The following is a 19,715-nucleotide window of genomic DNA, read 5'->3' as shown; positions in this document are numbered from 1 at the left end:
CCATGACCAGCGCCATTCCGGAGAAATTGAAGGTGCCAGATGCCCTCTGGGAGGGCGTCAAGCGGGTTGGGCTCGACCGTGCGGAAGTTGTCCGCAGGGCGGCACTACCGCTCAACGTACTGAGGGATGACACGCCGATTTTGACGGCACAGTTCTTCGCCTTGTGGCGAGCTATCGAGACGGTCAGCGAGGATGCCACCATCGGGCTGCGCATCGCCTCAGGTCTGGATGGGGCGGTCATGCCCTTGGCTTTTGTCGCGGCTCAACACGCCAGGGATTTCCGTGACGCGCTGAATCGGGTGGCGCGGTTCAAGCGCCTGTGTGCCCCTGAGGAGGTGGTACTCACGGAGAATGGTGACCGCAGCGAGCTCGTCATCCACTGGCCGCATGCCGGCTCTAGCGCCATCCCGCATTCCCTGGTGGACGCAACGATGGCGTCGTTCCTGGAGTTAGGCCGTCGAGGAACGTCGGAGCTGCTGGTGCCTGTGGCGTTGGAGCTGGCACGCCCGGCAGCGTCAAAGTCTGCACTCGAACGGTATTTCGGTTGCCAGGTCCGGTTTGATGCCAAGGAAGATTGCATCAGCTTCCGGCGAGAAGACCTCGACAAGCGGTTTGCCACCTATAACAAGGAGCTGCTCGAGGTTTTAGCCCCGGAACTGGACCGGCGGCTTGAACAACACAAGGCGTCAGAATCGGTGGCTGAGCAGACCCGTTGGGTGCTCCGCCGGCGAATGACGGCAGGCCGTCCTGACATCCGTTCCGTTGCGGCAGAACTGGCCATGAGTGAACGCTCCCTACAGCGGCGCCTGACCGATGAAGGTGTCAGGTTCCAGACCCTGGTGAGCGATACCCGCCATCAGTTGGCGCTGGAGCATCTGGCCGATACATCACTTACCCTCATCGAGGTTGCCTACCTGCTTGGTTACGAAGACCAGAACTCGTTCTTCCGAGCATTCCGGCAGTGGGAAGCGCAAACACCCTCGGAGTGGCGGGCAGCGAACGCAGCGATTCGCTCGGCGAACGGGTAGGTGGAGGTTGCGATGAAAGTCCTTTTGTTTGGCGCATCCGGTATGGTGGGCAGCGGTGTTCTGCGCGAATGCCTGCTCGCGCCCGACGTTGAACGTGTGGTGTCGGTCGGGCGTTCGGCTCTGCCGCTGAACAATCCGAGACTCGTCCAGTCAATTCGTCCGAATTTTGCGACGAATACGTCCGCGATTACGGATGATGACCTGAGAGATATGGATGCCTGTTTTTTCTGCCTCGGTGTATCGGTGGCAGGCCTTTCCGAGGAGGAATACGCGGCGCTGACATTCAGTCTCACGATGGCTGTGGCTGAGCGCCTGGTCAGTCTCAGCCCACAGGCGACATTTGTGTATGTCTCGGGTGCAGGGGCTGATAGCAGTGAACGAGGTTCGAGCATGTGGGCCCGAGTTCGGGGCAAGACGGAGAACGCGCTGCTGCGCTTACCTTTTAAGCGGGTCCATGTCCTGCGTCCCGCAGTCATTCAGCCGCTGAACAACGCGGTGTCCAAAACTGACTCCTATCGAGCCTTCTACAAGATTTTGAGGCCCTTACTTACAGTTGGCAGGAAGTTATTTCCGTCGCAGGTCCTGAGCACCGAGGTCATTGGACAGACCATGTTGCAAATAGCACGCCATGGTGCACCGGTATCAGTATTGAAATCAGCTGAAATTTACGAGGTTTCTCTTAAAGATGGCAAAAACAGCCTATTGAGATGACGTAAATCTGTAGGCACAGCGGTTTTCCAATGCCTTCATTTGGGATGTTAGCTGCCGTTATTGGTGCGTGACTCAGGAGACCGCTTCTGGCCGATCGCTGACGTAGCCTTGTAAAGCGGCAAAGTCTGCTTGGGCGATTCCTGCCAATATGGTTTTGTTGTCCATCTGCATATTTAACGAGCATTATTCGAGACGCGAATATCCCCCCGCCAGTACTAGGCGGGTGCAGTTGTCGATCATGGTTTCCATTGACCCGCTCCCCGAGGGTAGTCGCCAAGCGATATAGAATAGCCGGAACGGCATACATTGCTAAGTATGACAAAACCAAGCCTGTCGGCTGAGCGGCGTTAACAGCCCAAGTGGAGACCTGTTTCCATGGATTCATGTTCGAGAACCCGAAGATTCTGGCTACGTGCCTGCACTGCGGGCGCGCTTTCTCCATTTGTGTCTCGCGGATTCGCCGCTGATAGTCTGCCGGTCATTCCTGGTGTTCATCGAGTGTTCGGCGATGTCTCTGTCAACGGAAAGCCGGCGTACAAAGGGCTACTTGTCCAACCGGGTGACGAGATTGTTACTGGATCAAGATCAGAAGCTGTTTTTGTCATCGGTCAGGATGCTTTTCTTTTACGCGACTCGTCTGTCGTGCGCTTTGGTGCAGCATCTGCCACAACGTTTATGCGTATCGTTACCGGGAAGATTCTTTCGGTATTTGGTCGCGGCGAAAAGAGTATTGCGGTGTCTACTGCTGTCATTGGAATTCGCGGTACTGGCTGTTACATAGAAGAATCGGGCAAGCAAACCTATTTCTGCCTGTGCTATGGAGAGGCAGAAATCGTGCCGCTGGTGTCGCCAAAGGATCGTGAAATTATCCGTACAACACATCATGATCACCCGATCTACATTAACGCCGATTCCGCGATGCCAACGTCAATGGTGCCTGCCGAAGTCGTAAATCACTCCGATGCTGAACTAACCTTCCTGGAGAGTCTGGTGGGGCGCACTCCAAGCTTCACGGCTTCCCAATATTAAGATGGCTCTATCTATGTCAGCCGGACTGAGCTTCCCATTCTTCCAGAAGGCTTTTGACAGTCGGCTCTGCTTTTTCAATCATGGCCTGAGGACCGACGCGGGAAGCAAGTTTGTTCAGACCGTGAGCAAGCGAGGGAGCAAGCATCACCGCAGCTTGGTGAGGAGTAACACCCATCTTCTCAATGCTATCGAGTACCATCAGTGAAGGTCCATTCACGCCGTTGTCGAGCACCGAGTGAAAGAAATTTTTCTCCCAGCCCAGGTGCGCGGCCAGTTTGTTGCCATATGCCCGACTTTTGCCAAGCCCCATCCTCTTCGAAACAAAACCCCAGAGAACAAGGATAGCAACGGCCCAAGCAACAAGTACCCAAGTGCTAGTAGAGAACATGTTAATGCGCTAGCAGAGATAGAAGTCAGGCAGTATAGCTGATCTCGATTAACGCTCGCCCGGCGGTTTCAAGTGCAAACCGGACCTTTGAGTGACGACTTCCGTGCGCGGATGGCAGACAAGCAGTGGCCGATTGTACGCATTCAGCATCTTGCCGAAACGATGTCTTTGGCGAAAACTGTATGCATTCTGAGTGACCAGTGTGTGGATGATTCCCCAGGTTCGGCAATCGGCCAACTGCGGACCTGCGGTCTCTCCGCGTAGCCGCCATCTGAATGACCGGTGTACCTCGGAACCTGTCGGAATATCAATTCGAACTACTCGGTCAAAGCTGTCCTTGCGTGGGCGGACAAGATCGGGCGGAAACACGCTGGTCAACTGCCGTTCAGCCGAAAATTACCTTGAAAAACAGCTTGCCGATTTGACGCACTCACACTGGCGGCCACTAGTGGAAATTTGCCGCCCAAGGAAAGCAGTCACCGAAACGGTTGCCGCATTCATCGACCTGCCGCTAAATTATTCTTACAACGCGGCCTAAGCCACTATTCATTCGCGCCGCTCACGGCTGCCGTGTCAGGCGAAGGTGTCGACGCTGTTGCCGAGATGCGGCGGGTTGCTGACTGGGGTAGGCGCCGGCAGGGCTTGCAGAAGTTGCAGAGCACTACTCGCGCCGATGTCCATGGCCTTCTTCAAGACCGCAGTTTGCACAGCATCGGCAATGCGGACTTGGGACATTTCGGTGGCGATGGAGGCGATTGTGCTGGTATCCATGGTTTTTTCCTGATGAACAATATTTACGGAAAAAAACGGAAATAACTTTAGCGCTTGAGTGGATTTCGTAGACCCTTCGGGCGCTTGAGGAGAAAAACAAACGACAAATCCCGACTGGTTTTTCGAGGACACGATTGGACTGCTTCAAGAACGCAGGTCACCGGCATGTGCTCACGCTATGCCGGTCAAGTGCTCGGCCACTGCGGCCATTCGACTAATGCCAATTGTGTGGCAGGTATCTACCAGTCAACGGACCCTTGGCACAAGGCCGCGGCGACGGTCAGCTCCCCAATTCAACGAACTCACACACTCGACCCAGACGAGAAGTTCACAACCGCAGAGTCCTGTCACCCGCTTGCCGAGCAGAGTTAACGCACAGCAGTGTAGATGGCCGAGAGCCCGTTGGCTACGGCAGTTATTGATCCAAAAGTATGGTGCAAGATTCCTCCGCTGCGCTACGGCAGTGTCCTGGCGAGACGGAACCCATAGATGTCGCTCCGATTTGAAGCGTGTGCTCTGTAGCGTAGAGCGGCGCGAGCGTACTGCGGTCCGTCGTGCCACGAACCGCCACGGAGGACGCGCTGGCTACAATCTCCTCTTGTCCAAGCGCTTCCGTCGCCGGGTGCATCTTTGTAGCTATCATTCCAACAATCCTCAACCCATTCCCAGAGGTTGCCGCTCATGTCGTATAGCCCCCAAGCATTTGGCTGCTTGCCAGCCACCGCACGCGTCTTTCCGCCGTCATACCAGGCGATGCTATCGACGACGTTGCTGCCACAGTGGCTATGGTTGCCGCCGGCTCGGCAGGCGTACTCCCATTCCGTCTCACTCAGCAATCTGTAGGTCTTGCCCGTTTTCTGTCCCAGCCGACGCGCAAACTCCTGAGCATCGTTCCAACTCACGTGTTCGATGGGGCAAGTTTCGCCGCAGGATGAGAACTCACTCGGATTGCTCCCCATGATCGTGCGCCATTGACCTTGCGTTATCTCTGTTATTGAAATAGCAAGCGGCTTTGCCAGATTGACTCGATGAACGGGAACAGGTTGCGGAGACTGCGAAAAGAAAGAGGAATCCTCCGAGTCGTTCGACCCCATGTCAAAGCTTCCAGCGGGAATAATGACCATCTCTGGGCAGTCTGCGCAGTCCTTGAATACTTTGCCGGGTTTCATCTCGGCTTCTTCTTTCTTCAGCTTCGCCAAACGCAGCATCGCCAGTCCGGCGTACTGCCCTGATGGGTAGCGATTCATAAAGGCCGTCACTTCAGCTCGGCTGCCCTTTTCCGCCTGCTGCCATTGAATCTTCTCTTCGTCGTCGGCGGAAGCCTTTTTGAGCAGGTCCAGCCGGGTCATGGCCATTCCGCCTTCTGGATACTGGTTGAGATAGACCTCGTAGTCGGCCGTCGTATTGCTCTGTTCCACGGCCGCCCAAAGCGCTATTTCGGCTTGGTTCGTTGCGGGGGCGGCGCTGATTGGCTGAGCGTCCTGCACCTCTCCGGCGTGGAAGTAGAAGTTGCCTTCGGCCTGGTCGTAAATGGCTGGAAATTGATCGTGGCCGACAGTCCTTGCCTTCGCCCGCACCGCACTGCGCACACCCAATACAGCATCTCGTATCGTGACACCGGGCTTGCTGATCCAGGGCAGGAATTCCCGAGTAAAAATGCCATTAGGGTTACGGTCGTCGGGGCCCAACTTGTCCAGCGCCTGCTGGTTTGCGCCGGCAGAGAAGATCACGATCTGCCCTTCGGCACTGCTGGCTTGGGCGAGTCCTCGGGCGCCGCTCAGCGAACGCCCGGACCTTTTCGGCAGGGGGTTGTCGCGGCAGGCGTCGATAACCAGCAGCGCAAACTTGGCTTTGGCGTCGGCCAGTTTGTCCTGCACGTTCTGCAGACTAGTGCTCTGGTCAGCGATATCAGCCTCACGATCGACGCCCTGGACGTCGACGGGAATGAGGAAATTCTGGTTGGCAATCTGCACTCCATGCCCTGCGAAGAAGAAAACTCCCACCCCGCCACCAGAGACGTCATCAACAAAACGGTTGATGGCGCCATTCATGTCCTTTCGCGAGCCATTGATCACTTTAAAGGTCTGGAAGCCGACGCGTTTTAGTTCGCGCTCCATGGCGCTTGCATCGTTAGCTGCGTTTTCCAAGGGAGAAACTCCCCTGTAGCGATCGTTACCAATCAGCAGAGCGATGCGCTTTTCGCCGGGAGGTCCACTATTCCGTCTGAGGGCATCAGTAGCCGCATGGGCAAAGCCGCCAAGAGCAAGACAAGCGGCAAGAAGGGCCTGAAAGAACAGAGCTGCCATAGCTTCTGATACCTAACATGTCCAAGGGTCGAACCGATACGATAGATTCTGACATTTGGGTGTATCAAGAGCAATGCCGACCTGAGGTACCCCCTGGAATAGTGTCGATGGCGTTCTGGTAAAAGTGCTCAGAACCACTCCCTTCCTATGGTGGGCTAATCGGCTTGGACAAGCTTCGTGTGTTTGAGAACCATCCTGTCACTATCTCTAGCAACAATTCATCGTCGCGCAGTGGGTTATTGGCAACTTCCTGCCGCGCACAGCGGTACTGCCATTGCTTAGTGGCCATGGCGGGAGATCTTGCCCCCTAGCATAATTCGTAGAATGTCTGGAAGCGGGCCTATATTGTCCCGAATTAGTGAGCGATTAAATAACTGCTTTGGCCGATGAGCGGAGTTCGGCCGTTGCTGCCATTGACAGCGTCATCTCGGCCGGTTCAGCAGATGAGGAATGCCCTTCGTTGCCTTCGAGAACTCGCCGAGAAGGACGCTGCAAGCGCAGTCAAGAAAGTTTTGGGCGTGGCCGGCCAATCTCGCTCGGATCATTCACCATCGATTGTCTTGATCTCCGAGAACTTCGCGGCCATCGTCGGGTTCGCACGTGTCAGCCGTTTGATCGTCACATCCTGCGCCTTATCGTTCGCTAACCGCAGGTTACGATCAGTGCCGAGCAGGGCTTCCTTGGTCTTCTGCAGGTGGTCGATGGACTTGTCGATCTCGTCGATGGCGGTCTGGAAGCGGCGCGAGGCGAGGTCATAGTTCTTGGCGAACGCCGTCTTGAATGTTTCGAGCTCGTTTTCGAAATTTGTGATGTCGATGTTCTGCGCCTTGACCAGCGCAAGTTCGGATTTGTACTTGAGCGAATTCATCGCGGCATTGCGCAGTAACGTGATGATGGGGATGAAAAACTGCGGCCGGATGACGTACATCTTCGGGTAGCGGTGGAAGACGTCGACGATGCCCGTGTTATAGAGCTCGCTGTCGGGTTCGAGCAGTGATACCAGTACCGCGTACTCGCAGCCCTTCTCGTTGCGATCCTTGTCGAGCTCCTTTAGGAAGTCTTCGTTGCGCTGCTTGGTGGCGGTAAAGTCGCTCTCGTTCTTCATCTCGAACATGATCGAGACGATCTCGGTGCCAGCCTCATCCGAATCGCGGAAAATGTAGTCGCCCTTGCTGCCGGTACGTGCATCGTTGTCCTTCTCGAAATAGGCACGCGGGAAGGCGGTAGCACGGATGCGGTTGAATTCGGTCTCGCAGTGCTGCTCCAGCGTTTCGCCAATCATCTTGGTTGACAGGCGCGCCTTCATGTCGCGCAGGCGTTCGATGGCATCGTCGCGATCCTTGAGTTGGGTCTCGTACTTGTCCTTGAGCGATTTCTCCGCCAGTTGCTTTTCGAGCGTCGCACGATCCAGGCTGTTCTTGAGTTCGTCCCGTTCCTTCTCAACGGTGCCAAGGGCTTCGGCGAGCGTCAGCTTCTGCTGGATCGTGGCGGCATCAATCTGGGCCCTGAGCGCTTGAATCTCCGTATCTTTACTGGTGGCACTCTTCTGCAATTCGGCCAGCAGCTTGGCCTCGGCCAGCATGGCGGCGGCCTCTTTCTCCTGCCGTGCCTGTGCGAGCTCATTTGCCAAAGCATCGCGTTCTTTTTCCACGGCACTGAGCGCCTCGGTGACTGCCAGCTTGCGCGCCACATTTTCGGCATCAAGCTTAGCCTTCAGTGTCTGGATCTCGGTGTCTTTGGCGGCAGCGGCTTTTTGCGATTCGCCCGCAATTCTGGCCTCGGCCAGTTCAACGGCGCTACGTTTATCTTGCTCGGCAAGCTCAAGCCGCTCATGCAGTTGCTTCTCGAAGTCCACATCGCGCACCTGTTTGAGGATATCTGCATATCCAGCCTCGTCTATCTTGAAGGCTTTCCCGCAATGTGGGCAGATGATTTCGTGCATGGCAATGAGTCCCTTGTGTGCAGCAGAGTTCGTTGCCGCCCTGCTCGTCGGACTATTCTACCTGCGTAATACAAGCAGAAACAAAATGGACTGGATCAAAGTGCTTATCATGTTTCTTGCCAGTTTGAGATGCCCCTCGCGAATAGCGCCAAGGGCGGTGTTATCAACCGGCTACAAAAACGTGTTGAAGAGCCCTAAGCTGACCTATTCGTCGTTCAGCGGCAACAGGATTTTCACCGTTGTGCCATGTCCCTGTTCCGAGTCGACAAATATCCGCCCAAGATGCGCCATGATCACCCGGTAGGAGTAGCTCAAGCCAAGTCCCCAGCTTTCCTGCCGACTTCCCGTGGTGAAAAATGGGAGAAATATCTTGTCGAGATTTTCCTTCGGAATTCCGCAGCCGTTATCCGAGATGGATACATGAACCCAGGTCTTGTTACGGTGGATTTCGATATGAAGCGCCCGTGGGTCCTGCTTCATGGCGTGCAAGGAATTGTTCAGGATATTGGTAAATACTTCCTTCATATGCTGTGGATCCAGCAGCACCAGCAGAGGTGAGTCATCAGTCGAATAGCTGACGTTTACACCGTCAAGCTTGACCTGATCGAGTGCGCGATGCATCACTTCCCGGATGTCGGTGAGCGACAGATTGAGCGATGTGACCGAGAATTTGGATTGAATTCCGTTGAGCGTGACGAGAAGTTCCTTCGAATTCCGTATGATGCGATCAGCATGGGCTGTGACGGCTGCCGAGTCGGACATCTTTGCCTTGAGCGATTCGGCGTCGACCAGAACCGCCATGGCGAAATTCTTGATCATGTGGTTGTAAAACCTGATCCCGGAATTGGTGATGTCGAACGACCGGTAGATGTTTGTCTTGACCGTTTGCAGCGAGAAATACAGCTGATTGAAACGGTAGAGTGCCAGCAGCAGGGTAACGAACGACACCAGCATGATGTGGGGAAGATACTCGATGACATTACCCTCGATCAGAATGGATACCGGCAGAAAATGCATGGAATCCTTGGCTGTCGTGAGCGATATCAGTCGTTTCGGGGCCCACCAGAGAAATGTGGTGAACATGAGCACGATTGATGTGTATCCCGACGCGATCAGAAGATAGTAACTGCGGAAGTACTTTATCTTCAGAGCAATGAAATAGTTATAAATCATCATCGCCACGCCGAGCCCGATATAGGTGTGATTTACCAGCCTGGTGACAAAATGCACGTTCTCGTCAATGGCGTAGAAGTCCGCGAACGAAATGATGCCTTGGTAAGGACCGACAAACAGCGCGCGATAGACGTACTCGTAGATTCTCGGCGAGTAGATGAGAAACTGGATAAGCTGAGGCACCGCAAGCAGCATGTAAACCGCGATGTTCTTTCGCAGCGGTTTGAGGAAAGACATGGGAAAGCAGAGCGCCGAATAGATGAAGAGGGCGATGCCGAAATTCATGACCAGGATGATTTTGTCGCCACTGCCCAGCAGCGTGATCGGCGACTTTGGCAAGAGCGTCGTGATCAACACCTTCTTCGAAAAGAGGTTCTGATAGAGCTCTCTTTGGTCCAGATACTGGATGTAGGTGATAAAGAAGAATACGGAAATGATCCATCCGGCAGTGAGCAGAAACAGGAAAATTCGCGTATCGCCCTTTTCCTTGTAGAGGATGAACAGCGAGAACGCGACGAGAATGACTGCCAGATAGACCATCACGGTTGTGCCTTGTCAATGTCAATTAGTCGTAGCGGGCGATGAGGAATGCACCTGTTGTCGACGACGTATTGTCGGCGGTGAGGGCGCTAGAACCGGACTGTCTGCCGCAGCAGATCGTCGGCCTGATGACTTCGTAGCGCCTTGACGATGTCGCTCGAACTCTTCATGTCGAGCTTTTTCAGAATGCTGCCAATGTGTGTCTTGACCGTCGAAAGCTCAATGCAGCGTATATGCGAGATCTCGTTGCGACTCTTCCCGTCACACAGCAGGAGAAGGATGTCCAATTCGACCTGGGTCAGTACCCTGGCGATATGGAGAACGAATTTCATCGATTCCTGGTTGCCGCGAAGATGTACGAATTCCTTCCTCAGTTTTTTCGCGATTAGCGGAGACGGCGTCGATTGATCCCTATAGGCCGATTTGACGGCTGAGAGGATCTCTTCGGGTCGTGCGTTCTTGAGCAGATAATCCACGGCGCCGATCTGAAAGGCATTGAAGACGGTTTCGTCGTCCTCAAGGACCGTCGACATGATGATCTTCACGGAGCGCAGTGCCGAGCAAATCTCCATCGCCGCTTCGATGCCAGCGCGATCGTTTTCCATGATCACGTCCATCAGGACGACGTCCGGCCTTTGCTTGAAGGCAATCGTAACGGCCTCCTGTCCCGACGAGGCGACCCCTACCACTTCTATCGCGGCGTCGCCCGAAAGAACCTCACAAAACCTTTCACGAAAGGTTTCCATGTCATCCACTACGAGAACTCTGATCATAGATAGTACGGTTGATAATTAGTCGGAAACGGTTGTCGGAAATGCCACTGAAGCAGCAGTGTGTACGATGCGGGCGATCAATACTTTTTGCGCAGGTCCGCAATCAATTTCTGCTCACTCTCCATGCCGATTCTTTTGGCATTGTCAATATGCTGGCTCATACAGATGCTCAGCGCTTTCTCATAATCTGCCTTCGAGAGCTCGGTGATCTTGACCCCATACTGCTCTTTCAGGATCTTTTCGTTATTTCGGTCGAATTCGATTGCCCAGTCGAGTTGTTCCCGTGCCGAGTCCTTTGCCGCCTGGATGACAATGTCACCGAGTTCCTTCGGTAGTTTCTTGACGAATTTCCCGCTCAAAATGGCCGGCATCGCCATGTAGTTGTGGGCGGTTCGCAAAACGTACTTCGCCGCTTCGTGAAAGCGCATACCGATCAGTGCCGTCATGGTGTTTTCAGCGCCGTCGACACTGCCGGACTGTAGCGCCGAATACAGCTCAAGATAGCCCGTTGGCGTCGGATTGGCGCCGAGCGCCCGCCAGGCGCCCAGTTCGCTCGGCCCGGTCATCGTCCGCAGTCGCAGTCCCTTGAGGTCGTCGAGCTTGTGAATTTCCTTTCGAGTGAAGACGTTGCGCAAACCTTCCGTATAAACGCCGACAAAATGGTCGCCGCGTCTTTCCATCACGATCTGCACCAGCTTGTCATTGACCGGACTGTTCATCACCGCCTTCATGTGATCCCAGTTCTTGAATGTGTAGGGCGGACTGTAGATATCCATCTCGGGGACTGAATTAGCATATTTCGCCGACGAGTGGATGGTGAAGTCCACGGTCCCCTGCTGCATGCCCTCGGCCAGCTGCTCCTCGTCGCCAAGAATGCCATCGGCAATTATTTCAACGGCGATCCGGCCGCCGGTCCTTTCTTCGACCAGTTTTTTGAAAATGAGAATTCCCTGGTACTGACCACTGATCTTGGGATTGTTCAGCGCCGCGCGCAGGCTGATAGGTCGGACACTGCCGGGTGTCTGGGAAGCTGCCGGCTGCGAGAAGAACAACGCAATGCCGCACAGGGAGAGAAGAAAATAACAAAATCGACTCATGGCAGTGCCTCAGAAGTGTTTTGCTTTCAGTGATTAGATTACCCCGCTTTGCGAGCGATCAAAAAATTTTTTTAGTCAATTCCAATAGTCTTGGTCGCGCCTTGGGCGGTCGTTTTTCACCGCTTTCAAGTTGTACGGCACCTGCCTGTCGCGACGGCGAATCGGCCGCTCCGAGCCGGCCATGCACTACGCCTGGGTTGGTGCAATTACCTGTTTTTACAGAGTATTAAACGCATTCTTGTCGCCGCTTCCGAGGCGCGGATAGGGCGCTGCCACAAGCGTAATACCGCCAGGCTGACGCGCGCATCACCCCGGGGGGATGAGGAAATCTCCACCTGTCCGGAGGGTATTCATTCGTCCTCGACGGTGGATTAAATCTCCAACTTACGCGGAAAAAAAATGATTGTTAGTCTGAATAGGCAGGAAGCGCCAAGTGTGCCTCGCTGCGAAAGCGTTCGCGACCTGAGGATTACGACTTTTTGGAGAATATATATGAATAAGGCATATAGATTATTCGCGGTGTTGCTGGCGTCACTGGGGCTTTGCATGTTGGCCCCGCAAGCATCGTTGGCACAGACAGGCAAGAAACTGATCATCGGATTCTCGCAAGTCGGCGCCGAGACGGAATGGCGTGTGGCCATGTCGAAGATCATGAAGGAAACCATTGCGAAAGAGAAGGATATGGAGTTGATCTTCTCCGATGCGCAACAGAAGCAGGAAAACCAGCTCAAGGCACTGCGTACCTTCATTCTGCAGAAGGTCGACTTCATCGTTTTCGCTCCGGTTGTACAGACCGGTTGGGATTCCGTGCTGCAGGAAGCAAAGGAAGCGAAGATCCCGGTGATTGTCATCAATCGACTGGTCAAGACCAGCGCGGTCAAGCTCGAAGACCATACGGTGACATTTATCGGTCCGGATAACATGGATGCCGGCCGGTTTGCCGCCAACTTCATGATTGAAAAGTTCAAGGATGCCAAGGCCCCGGTCAATGTCGTCCAGCTCGAAGGGACGGTTGGCGCGTCTTCCGCGGTCGAGCGGAAGGCCGGCTTCGAGGAAGTCATCAAGGGACAAAGCAAGCTGAAGATCGTCAAGACGCAATCCGGAGACTTCACCCGTGCGAAAGGCAAGGAAGTCATGGAGGCCTTCCTGAAGTCGACGAAGGCTGAAGGCGTCAAGATCGATGCGCTGTTCTCCCATTCGGATGACATGGGTATCGGCGCCATGCAGGCGATCGAAGAGGCCGGGTTGAAGCCGGGCAAAGACATCATCATCGTCGGCATCGATGGCGTCAAAGGTGCCTTCGAAGCAATGATTTCCGGGAAGCAGGCGGCGACGGTCGAGAATCCGGTCGATTATGCCAAACCCCTTATCCAGGTGATTCGCGACTATCAGGCGAAGAAGCCTATTCCGGCATGGGTCAAGCTCAAGAACACGGTCTATCCGGCTGAAACTGCGGCGCGGGAGCTTCCCACTCGTCTGTATTAACGGCAACGCCGATGGCGTTCCGCTCCCCGTCATGGCTCGGCTCTTGAGTGCCGAGCCGCGTCGGGGAGGAGGGCAGGGGCCGGGGGGCTGGGACGCGGCCGCGAGGAAGATGGATTTACGTTGGAGTAAAGACCGGGAGGGCTAGCCCTATGGGGACACGAGATCCGCTCTTGAAAATGCTCGGGGTTTGCAAGGAATTTCCGGGCGTCAAGGCACTCAATCATGTTGATTTCGAACTCCGGCATGGCGAGATTCATGCTGTCTGCGGAGAAAACGGCGCCGGCAAGTCGACGCTGATCAAGGTACTGACCGGTGTCGAGATCCACGACAGCGGCGAAATTATCCTGGAAGGACGTCCGATTCGTCCGAGGACGCCGATGGAAGCGCCGGCCTTGGGGATCAGTACTGTCTATCAGGAGGTCAATCTCTGCCCGAATTTGTCCGTTGCAGAAAACATTTTCGTCGGTCGCGAGCCGATGAGAGGCGGAAAGATCGATTGGGACGATGTCAATCGGCGATCCGCAGAAGCGTTGGCGCGGCTGAACGTCAAACTGGACGTGACGGCGAGGCTGGATGAATATTCGGTCGCCATTCAGCAAATGGTGGCAATTGCCCGTGCGCTCGATATCTCGGCAAAAATTCTCGTCCTCGACGAGCCGACGTCGAGTCTCAACAAGACGGAGGTCGCCAACCTGTTTCGGGTCATGCGGAAGCTGAAGAGCGCGGGGATCGGCATCATATTCATCACGCATTTTCTCGAGCAGGTCTATGAGATCACCGACCGGATCACCATTCTTCGTAATGGTCAGTTGGTCGGCCAATTCGAGACGGCCAGTCTGGATCGCTTGCAATTGATCGCCAAGATGATCGGCAAGGATCTCGAGGAATTCGAAAAGGGAATCAAGGAGAGTTTGAGCGATACGGCATCGGCGGAAACCGAGGGCGTGTATTACCGGGCGACGCAGCTGGGGCAGCTCGGGTCGATAAATCCCTTCGACATCAGCATCGGCAAGGGCGAGGTCATGGGCCTGGCCGGCTTGCTCGGGTCGGGCCGAACGGAAAGTGCGAGGGTGATCTTCGGGATCGACGCGCCGGATAGCGGCGATGTGTCGGTCAACGGTGAAAGTGTTTCGATCCGCAAACCGGCAGATGCGATACGACTCGGCTTCGGCTTTTGTTCCGAGAACCGGAAGACCGAGGGGATCGTCGCCAATCTCACGATCCGGGAAAACATCGTGCTGGCGCTACAAGGGAAGCGTGGCTTGCTGGCATTCCTGACGCGCAAGGAGCAGGAGGAAATCGCCGACAAATACGTCAAGTTGCTGAACATCGTCACGCCCAGCATCGAACAGCTTGTCGGCAATCTGAGCGGCGGAAACCAGCAAAAGGTGTTGCTGGCGCGCTGGTTGGCGACCGATCCGGAACTGCTGATCCTCGACGAGCCGACGCGGGGGATCGATATCGGCGCCAAGGCCGAAGTGCAGAAGCTGGTCCTGCAGTTGTCTGGCGAAGGCAAGGCGGTTCTGCTGATTTCCTCGGAGCTCGATGAAATGGTTCGTTGCTGTAGCCGGATGGCGGTCTACAAGGATAAGCACAAGATCGGAGAGTTGAGGAACAAGGAGATATCCGAGCTCAACGTCATGAAGACGATCGCTGGAGGGCTGAACTGATGGATGCGAGGAAAAAACTGGACAAGCGACTGATCGATCGACAGCTCTTCTGGCCGCTGTTTGCCCTGGTCGTGCTTCTGACCTTCGATTTCTTCTATATCAAGGGCTTCTTCCACATCGAGATCATCGACGGGCATCTGTACGGCAGCCTGATCGACATCGTCAATCGGGCCACGCCCCTGATGTTCATGGCGATTGGCATGACCTTGGTGATCGCTTCCGGCGGTATCGATATTTCCGTTGGCTCGGTGCTGGCAATCTCCGGCGCGATTACTGCCATCATGATCGGCGGCGACATGGTCTTTGTCGATGGCGTGCCGAAATATGCGGCACACAATCCCATGTCGGTGGCCATCCTGGTGGCATTGATCGCTTCGGTCGTATCGGGCTTATGGAATGGCCTGTTGATCGCCAAGCTGGGCGTCAACGCGATGGTTGGCACCCTCATTCTGTTGGTGGCCGGACGCGGCATCGCGCAACTCATCGTCAACGGCAACGTGATTACGGTGTATTACGAACCGTTCTTCTACATCGGCTCGGGCTTTTTCCTCGGCTTGCCATTTTCGATCTACCTGGTCGCTGCCTTCTTGGCGCTGGTGATGTGGCTGGTCAAGAAGACGGCGTTCGGTCTTTTCCTGGAGTCAATCGGCTCCAACCGGGTATCGAGCCGTTTCACCGGACTGGATGTGCAGACGGTGACCTGGGCCTGTTATGCCATCAGCGGCTTATGCGCCGGTATCGCCGGAATCATCATCGCTTCGGAGGTCAAGTCGGCCGATGCCAATAGCGCCGGATTGTTCATCGAGCTCGACGCAATCCTGTCTGTCGTCCTCGGCGGGAATTCGATGGCCGGTGGCCGATTCTCGATCATTGGCAGCGTCATCGGCGCCTTGGTCGTGCAAACCCTGACCACGACGATTTATGCAATTGGGGTTCCTCCGGAAGTGACCATGGTCGTCAAAGCCCTGGTCGTCATTGTGATCTACCTGGTTCAGTCGCAGATGGGCAAGACATCGCTCAAGGCGGCGGGCGGAGCGACGGCGCTCAAGGCGAAGGAGGCGAAAGCATGAAAAGTCTGCAGATCAATTCCAAATTCATCCCGCTGCTCATCACCATCGCCTTGTTCGGCGGGCTCTTCGTCGCCGGATCGGTGTCGTACCGCGGCTTCTTTTCGATGCAGGTGGTCTTGAACCTCCTCGTTGACAACTCCTTCCTGATCATCGTGGCGCTCAGCCAGGCTCTGATCATCATCATGGGCGGAATCGATTTGTCATGCGGTGCGCTGATCGCGCTGTCATCGATGGTCGTGGCGTATTCGATGTCGCATCTGAATTTCCATCCGGCCTTGGCCATTCTCGCGGTTCTCGGCGTCTGCTCGCTCTTCGGTTTCATACAGGGATGGCTAATCACCTACCAGAAGTTCCAGCCATTCATATCAACCCTCTGCGGGATGTTCATCGCCCGTGGGATGTGTTTCATGATCAACCAGGATACGGTTCCAATCACCGATCCGTTCTTCATGACAATGGCGACCACTCGCATCAAATTGATGCCGGGTGCGGTCATCTCGACCAGCGTTCTCGTCGCCCTGGCGATTTTGGCGATCTACATCTACATCGCCCATTTCACCCGTTTTGGCCGCGCCGTCTATGCCATCGGCGGCAACGAGCAATCGGCGCGACTGATGGGGTTGCCGGTCGACAGGACAAAAGTCATGGCCTACACCCTGAGCGGTTTCACCTCAGGACTGGCCGGTATCGTCTTCTGCTTCTATATGCTTTCTGCGTATGGACTGAATGCCATGGCCCTGGAAATGGATGCCATCGCCGCGGCGGTGATCGGCGGCACCCTCATGACCGGCGGTGTCGGCTATGTGATTGGCGCGGTTTTCGGGGTAATGATCGAGGGCATCATGCAGACGCTCATCACATTTCAAGGGGATTTGAATTCGTGGTGGACGCGTATCGCGATCGCCTTTCTGTTGTGCGTATTCATTGTCGTCCAGCGAATTCTGGTGCTGAAGCGGGAATCGAGAAAAGTCATGCGGCCGGTGGAGTTTCTCGATTAGACGGCAATTTGACCGCAGTGATCGTCCGGGGGGGCTGTCACTTCCATTTCGCAACATTATTTTTCAGTGAGGCTGGTAATGAAGAAGATCGGTTTTGTCGGATTGGGCATCATGGGTTTGGCGATGGCGGAAAACCTGCTGAAGGCCGGTTATGAACTCAGTTTTTATGCACGCTCGGCCGACAAGGGGAAATCGCTGGAAGCGCTGGGCGCGACGAGATGCCCAACGCCAGCTGCCGTTGCCGCGGGGGCAGAAGCGGTGGTCGTCATGGTGACGGCCGACGAGGATGTCGAGGCGGTGGTACTCGGCGAAAACGGTCTGTCCAGCGGAGCGAAGCCCGGCCTGGTGATATTGAACAGCAGCACCATTCTTCCCTCGACCAGCATCAGGATCGCGGAAACCGTGGCACGTCTTGGCATTGTCATGCTCGACTGTCCGGTGACCGGCAGCGCGCCCCAAGCCAAAGAGGGGAAACTGGGATTCATGGTTGGCGGCGATAAGGCGGTGTTCGAACGCTGTCAGCCGCTCTTCATGGCCATGGGCAAGGCAGCCTTCCATCTCGGTGCGAGCGGTGCGGGGTCCTACGCCAAACTGGCGAACAACACCATGTACGCCATCAATCTGCTGTCCTTCATCGAGGCGGTTTCAATCGTCGCAAAGAGCGGCATCGATCCCGAGCTATTCCTGCAAATTGTTGGGCAGGGCGGCGCCAAGAGCGCGGTGTCGGAGGCCAAGTTACCGAAAATCATCGGGCGCGATTTCTCCCCGGCTTTCTCCCTGGCCATGTTGAACAAGGATGCGCGTCTGGTCACCCGTCAGGCCGACGAACTGGGCGTGCCGATCCCTGTGTTTACCGCGGCCCGCGCCGTTTATGGTGCGGCGCTGGAACGGGGCTGGGGAGACGAGGACCTGAGCAGCGTGGTGAAACTCTATGAAGCATGGAGCGGACACGTGATCGACAAGCAGCGTTGAGGCACGGCGATGAACGTCCTGATTTTGGGTGGTACAGGCGTGATCAGTCGGGAAATCGTCCGGCAGTTCGTCAGCGCCAGGCATGACGTCACCGTGTTCAACCGCGGCAATCGCGATCCTGGCTTCGGTCAGGCCGTTTCCCGGATCGTCGGAGATCGTTCGCGACGCAGCGAATTCGAAGACGCCATGCGGCGGACGCGTTATGACGTCGTGATCGACATGATCTGTTTCACCGCCGACGATGCGCGTTCGACGATACGTGCATTTTCGGGGAATGCCGGACAGGTGATCGTGACCTCGAGTGTCGCGGCCTACAAGCGCCCCTACCGGAGTGTGCCGACGATTGAGGATCAGGAGGCGCTCTGGGACGATCCCGGCTTTCCCTATGCCTTCCACAAGGCCGCCATGGAACGGGTCCTGTGGGAATCGATCCGGCAGGACCACCTGCCGATCACCGTCATTCGTCCGTCATTGACCTACGGGCCGGGGGCGATGAATATCGGCGTGCTGCGCCAGAACTACGGGATCGTCGACCGAATCAGGCGTGGCAAGCCCTTGGTGATGTTCGGCGATGGGACGACGCCATGGAGTTTTACTTTTGTCCCGGATCTGGCCAAGGCCTATGTCGGCATCGCCGGCAATCCCCACACTTTTGGCCAGGATTTCCATGTCACCAGCGAAGAACGCTGTCTTTGGAACGACCTGTATCTCGAATTCGGTCATCTGCTCGGCCGGACGCCGGAGATCGTCCACCTGCCTTCCGAGTTGCTTCGGATCGCGGCGCCCGATCTTTGTACCCATTTGTATTTCGAGAAATCGCATTCGGGCCTGTTCGATAACACGAAGCTGAGGAGCGTGATTCCCGATTTCAGGGCCGACGTGTCGCTACGGGATGGACTGAGAGCCATTCTGAACTGGTATGAGTCGGAAGCGCATGAGGTCGATCGGCAAAAGGACGACCTGGAGGATCGGTTGGTGGCGCTTCATGGTGCTTTCTCGGCGCAGATGGCGGCGATCGCGGCAGGCAATGCTCAGGAGACAAAATGAAAACCGTGGCAGCAGTCTATACGGCGCAATCCCTGATCGAGCCGACCAAGGCCTTGTTTGCGGAACTCATCCCGGAGCATCGGCTGGTCAACATATTCGACGACAGCCTGATTGCCGACGTCATGCGGGCCGGGCACAGCGTCACGACCGATGTCCGTCGGCGCTTGTCGGCGTACTACCGCGCCTGCGAGGACATGGGCGCCGATGTCATTTTCAACACATGTTCTTCAATGGGCGACATCGTCGATCAGATCCGGCCGTTCTCCAGGGTCCCGATTCTGAAAATAGACGAGCCGATGGTTCGCCAGGCGGTCGGTGTCGGGACATCGATTGCGGTGATGATGACCAATCCGACCACCCTCGTTCCGACGCTCGGTCTGGTTCGCTCGGTTGCTGCGCATTTGCAGAAGCCGATCCGCGTCATCGAAGGCATGGCACAAGGGGCATTCGAGGCACTCGTTGATGGGCAGCCGGAGAAGCACGATGCGCTGTTGCTGGACGCGGCGATCAAGGTTGCCAGCGAGGCCGATGTCATCATCCTGGCCCAGGGGTCGATGGCACGAATGCAGGAGGCGATCGTCGCGGCCACCGGCCGGCCCGTTTTTTCAAGTCCACGGCTTGGTGTGATGGCGATCAGGGATTTTCTGAACGTGTCCTGACTGGGCTGTGGAAGCCCTGACAGATAGATGCAGCACACCCCCTACGAGAGTACAGC

The 19,715-nt window shown here is 55.8% G+C and carries 17 protein-coding genes; 10 read left to right on the top strand and 7 right to left on the bottom strand.

The window, feature by feature from the left end; genetic code table 11:
• The first annotated feature begins 2 nt into the window (after positions 1-2).
• The 3 genes from BLR25_RS13615 (at position 3) to BLR25_RS21035 (ending at position 2,768) form a co-directional block, all read left to right on the top strand.
• Entirely contained in the window at positions 3-1,028 is a 1,026-nt protein-coding gene (locus tag BLR25_RS13615; protein WP_091938431.1) for an AraC family transcriptional regulator, read from the top strand.
• 12 nt (positions 1,029-1,040) lie between these two features.
• A complete protein-coding gene (locus tag BLR25_RS13610; RefSeq protein WP_091938448.1) occupies positions 1,041-1,739 on the top strand; it encodes a Rossmann-fold NAD(P)-binding domain-containing protein in 699 nt (232 codons plus the stop codon).
• 375 nt (positions 1,740-2,114) lie between these two features.
• The gene (locus tag BLR25_RS21035; RefSeq protein ID WP_143009860.1) at positions 2,115-2,768 is read left to right on the top strand and encodes a FecR family protein; all 654 of its coding nucleotides are present in this window, start codon (positions 2,115-2,117) and stop codon (positions 2,766-2,768) included.
• Positions 2,769-2,784: 16 nt separating this feature from the next.
• On the opposite strand, the gene BLR25_RS13605 is transcribed toward BLR25_RS21035, so the two are convergent.
• From BLR25_RS13605 to BLR25_RS13575, 7 genes are all read right to left on the bottom strand, one after another.
• Positions 2,785-3,156 carry a hypothetical protein gene (locus BLR25_RS13605; RefSeq protein ID WP_091938430.1) on the bottom strand — a complete coding sequence of 124 codons (372 nt, stop codon included), beginning with the start codon at positions 3,154-3,156 and terminating at the stop codon, positions 2,785-2,787.
• Positions 3,157-3,729: 573 nt separating this feature from the next.
• On the bottom strand, positions 3,730-4,059 hold the full coding sequence (locus BLR25_RS21685; protein WP_245715558.1) for a YjfB family protein: 330 nt from the start codon (positions 4,057-4,059) through the stop codon (positions 3,730-3,732).
• A gap of 323 nt (positions 4,060-4,382) precedes the next feature.
• Entirely contained in the window at positions 4,383-6,233 is a 1,851-nt protein-coding gene (locus tag BLR25_RS13595) for an SUMF1/EgtB/PvdO family nonheme iron enzyme (protein ID WP_091938428.1), read from the bottom strand.
• Positions 6,234-6,774: 541 nt separating this feature from the next.
• Complete coding sequence (locus BLR25_RS13590) at positions 6,775-8,175, bottom strand: DUF2130 domain-containing protein (protein WP_091938427.1); 1,401 nt, start codon at positions 8,173-8,175, stop codon at positions 6,775-6,777.
• A gap of 204 nt (positions 8,176-8,379) precedes the next feature.
• Positions 8,380-9,888, bottom strand: coding sequence for a sensor histidine kinase (locus BLR25_RS13585; RefSeq protein WP_091938426.1), 1,509 nt, complete (start codon positions 9,886-9,888; stop codon positions 8,380-8,382).
• 89 nt (positions 9,889-9,977) lie between these two features.
• A complete protein-coding gene (locus BLR25_RS13580) occupies positions 9,978-10,643 on the bottom strand; it encodes a response regulator (protein ID WP_176785891.1) in 666 nt (221 codons plus the stop codon).
• Between the two features lie 95 nt (positions 10,644-10,738).
• Complete coding sequence (locus BLR25_RS13575) at positions 10,739-11,758, bottom strand: TRAP transporter substrate-binding protein (protein WP_091938424.1); 1,020 nt, start codon at positions 11,756-11,758, stop codon at positions 10,739-10,741.
• Positions 11,759-12,304: 546 nt separating this feature from the next.
• Between BLR25_RS13575 and BLR25_RS13570 the strand changes: the two genes are divergently transcribed.
• From BLR25_RS13570 to BLR25_RS13540, 7 genes are all read left to right on the top strand, one after another.
• Entirely contained in the window at positions 12,305-13,243 is a 939-nt protein-coding gene (locus BLR25_RS13570) for an ABC transporter substrate-binding protein (protein ID WP_245715557.1), read from the top strand.
• Positions 13,244-13,392: 149 nt separating this feature from the next.
• Positions 13,393-14,913 (top strand): sugar ABC transporter ATP-binding protein, encoded by a 1,521-nt coding sequence (locus BLR25_RS13565; protein ID WP_091938422.1) that lies wholly within the window; start codon positions 13,393-13,395, stop codon positions 14,911-14,913.
• Positions 14,913-15,983, top strand: a complete 1,071-nt coding sequence (locus tag BLR25_RS13560) for an ABC transporter permease (RefSeq protein ID WP_091938421.1) — start codon at positions 14,913-14,915, stop codon at positions 15,981-15,983. Before BLR25_RS13565 ends, BLR25_RS13560 begins: the two co-directional genes overlap by 1 nt.
• The gene (gene yjfF / locus BLR25_RS13555; RefSeq protein WP_091938420.1) at positions 15,980-16,981 is read left to right on the top strand and encodes a galactofuranose ABC transporter, permease protein YjfF; all 1,002 of its coding nucleotides are present in this window, start codon (positions 15,980-15,982) and stop codon (positions 16,979-16,981) included. The genes BLR25_RS13560 and yjfF overlap by 4 nt, the downstream gene beginning before the upstream one ends.
• 78 nt (positions 16,982-17,059) lie before the next feature.
• Positions 17,060-17,953 (top strand): NAD(P)-dependent oxidoreductase, encoded by an 894-nt coding sequence (locus BLR25_RS13550; RefSeq protein WP_091938419.1) that lies wholly within the window; start codon positions 17,060-17,062, stop codon positions 17,951-17,953.
• Positions 17,954-17,962: 9 nt separating this feature from the next.
• Positions 17,963-19,000: an NAD-dependent epimerase/dehydratase family protein gene (locus BLR25_RS13545; RefSeq protein ID WP_091938418.1), complete on the top strand. Its 1,038-nt coding sequence runs from the start codon at positions 17,963-17,965 to the stop codon at positions 18,998-19,000.
• Positions 18,997-19,659 carry an aspartate/glutamate racemase family protein gene (locus BLR25_RS13540; protein ID WP_091938417.1) on the top strand — a complete coding sequence of 221 codons (663 nt, stop codon included), beginning with the start codon at positions 18,997-18,999 and terminating at the stop codon, positions 19,657-19,659. The genes BLR25_RS13545 and BLR25_RS13540 overlap by 4 nt, the downstream gene beginning before the upstream one ends.
• The last annotated feature ends 56 nt before the right edge of the window (positions 19,660-19,715 follow it).

This window comes from Propionivibrio dicarboxylicus, from assembly GCF_900099695.1.
GTDB lineage: Bacteria > Pseudomonadota > Gammaproteobacteria > Burkholderiales > Rhodocyclaceae > Propionivibrio > Propionivibrio dicarboxylicus.
Note: the sequence above shows the minus strand (reverse complement) of the source record. Positions and strands in the feature narration are given on the sequence as shown.

Coding starts and splice junctions, on each gene's coding strand:
- yjfF (WP_091938420.1), top strand. CDS start 15,980: ATGAAAAGTCTGCAGATCAATTCCAAATTCATCCCGCTGCTCATCACC.
- BLR25_RS13575 (WP_091938424.1), bottom strand. CDS start 11,758: ATGAGTCGATTTTGTTATTTTCTTCTCTCCCTGTGCGGCATTGCGTTG.
- BLR25_RS13550 (WP_091938419.1), top strand. CDS start 17,060: ATGAAGAAGATCGGTTTTGTCGGATTGGGCATCATGGGTTTGGCGATG.
- BLR25_RS13585 (WP_091938426.1), bottom strand. CDS start 9,888: ATGGTCTATCTGGCAGTCATTCTCGTCGCGTTCTCGCTGTTCATCCTC.
- BLR25_RS13560 (WP_091938421.1), top strand. CDS start 14,913: ATGGATGCGAGGAAAAAACTGGACAAGCGACTGATCGATCGACAGCTC.
- BLR25_RS13595 (WP_091938428.1), bottom strand. CDS start 6,233: ATGGCAGCTCTGTTCTTTCAGGCCCTTCTTGCCGCTTGTCTTGCTCTT.
- BLR25_RS21035 (WP_143009860.1), top strand. CDS start 2,115: ATGGATTCATGTTCGAGAACCCGAAGATTCTGGCTACGTGCCTGCACT.
- BLR25_RS13615 (WP_091938431.1), top strand. CDS start 3: ATGACCAGCGCCATTCCGGAGAAATTGAAGGTGCCAGATGCCCTCTGG.
- BLR25_RS13545 (WP_091938418.1), top strand. CDS start 17,963: ATGAACGTCCTGATTTTGGGTGGTACAGGCGTGATCAGTCGGGAAATC.
- BLR25_RS13540 (WP_091938417.1), top strand. CDS start 18,997: ATGAAAACCGTGGCAGCAGTCTATACGGCGCAATCCCTGATCGAGCCG.
- BLR25_RS13590 (WP_091938427.1), bottom strand. CDS start 8,175: ATGCACGAAATCATCTGCCCACATTGCGGGAAAGCCTTCAAGATAGAC.
- BLR25_RS13605 (WP_091938430.1), bottom strand. CDS start 3,156: ATGTTCTCTACTAGCACTTGGGTACTTGTTGCTTGGGCCGTTGCTATC.
- BLR25_RS13565 (WP_091938422.1), top strand. CDS start 13,393: ATGGGGACACGAGATCCGCTCTTGAAAATGCTCGGGGTTTGCAAGGAA.
- BLR25_RS13610 (WP_091938448.1), top strand. CDS start 1,041: ATGAAAGTCCTTTTGTTTGGCGCATCCGGTATGGTGGGCAGCGGTGTT.
- BLR25_RS13570 (WP_245715557.1), top strand. CDS start 12,305: ATGTTGGCCCCGCAAGCATCGTTGGCACAGACAGGCAAGAAACTGATC.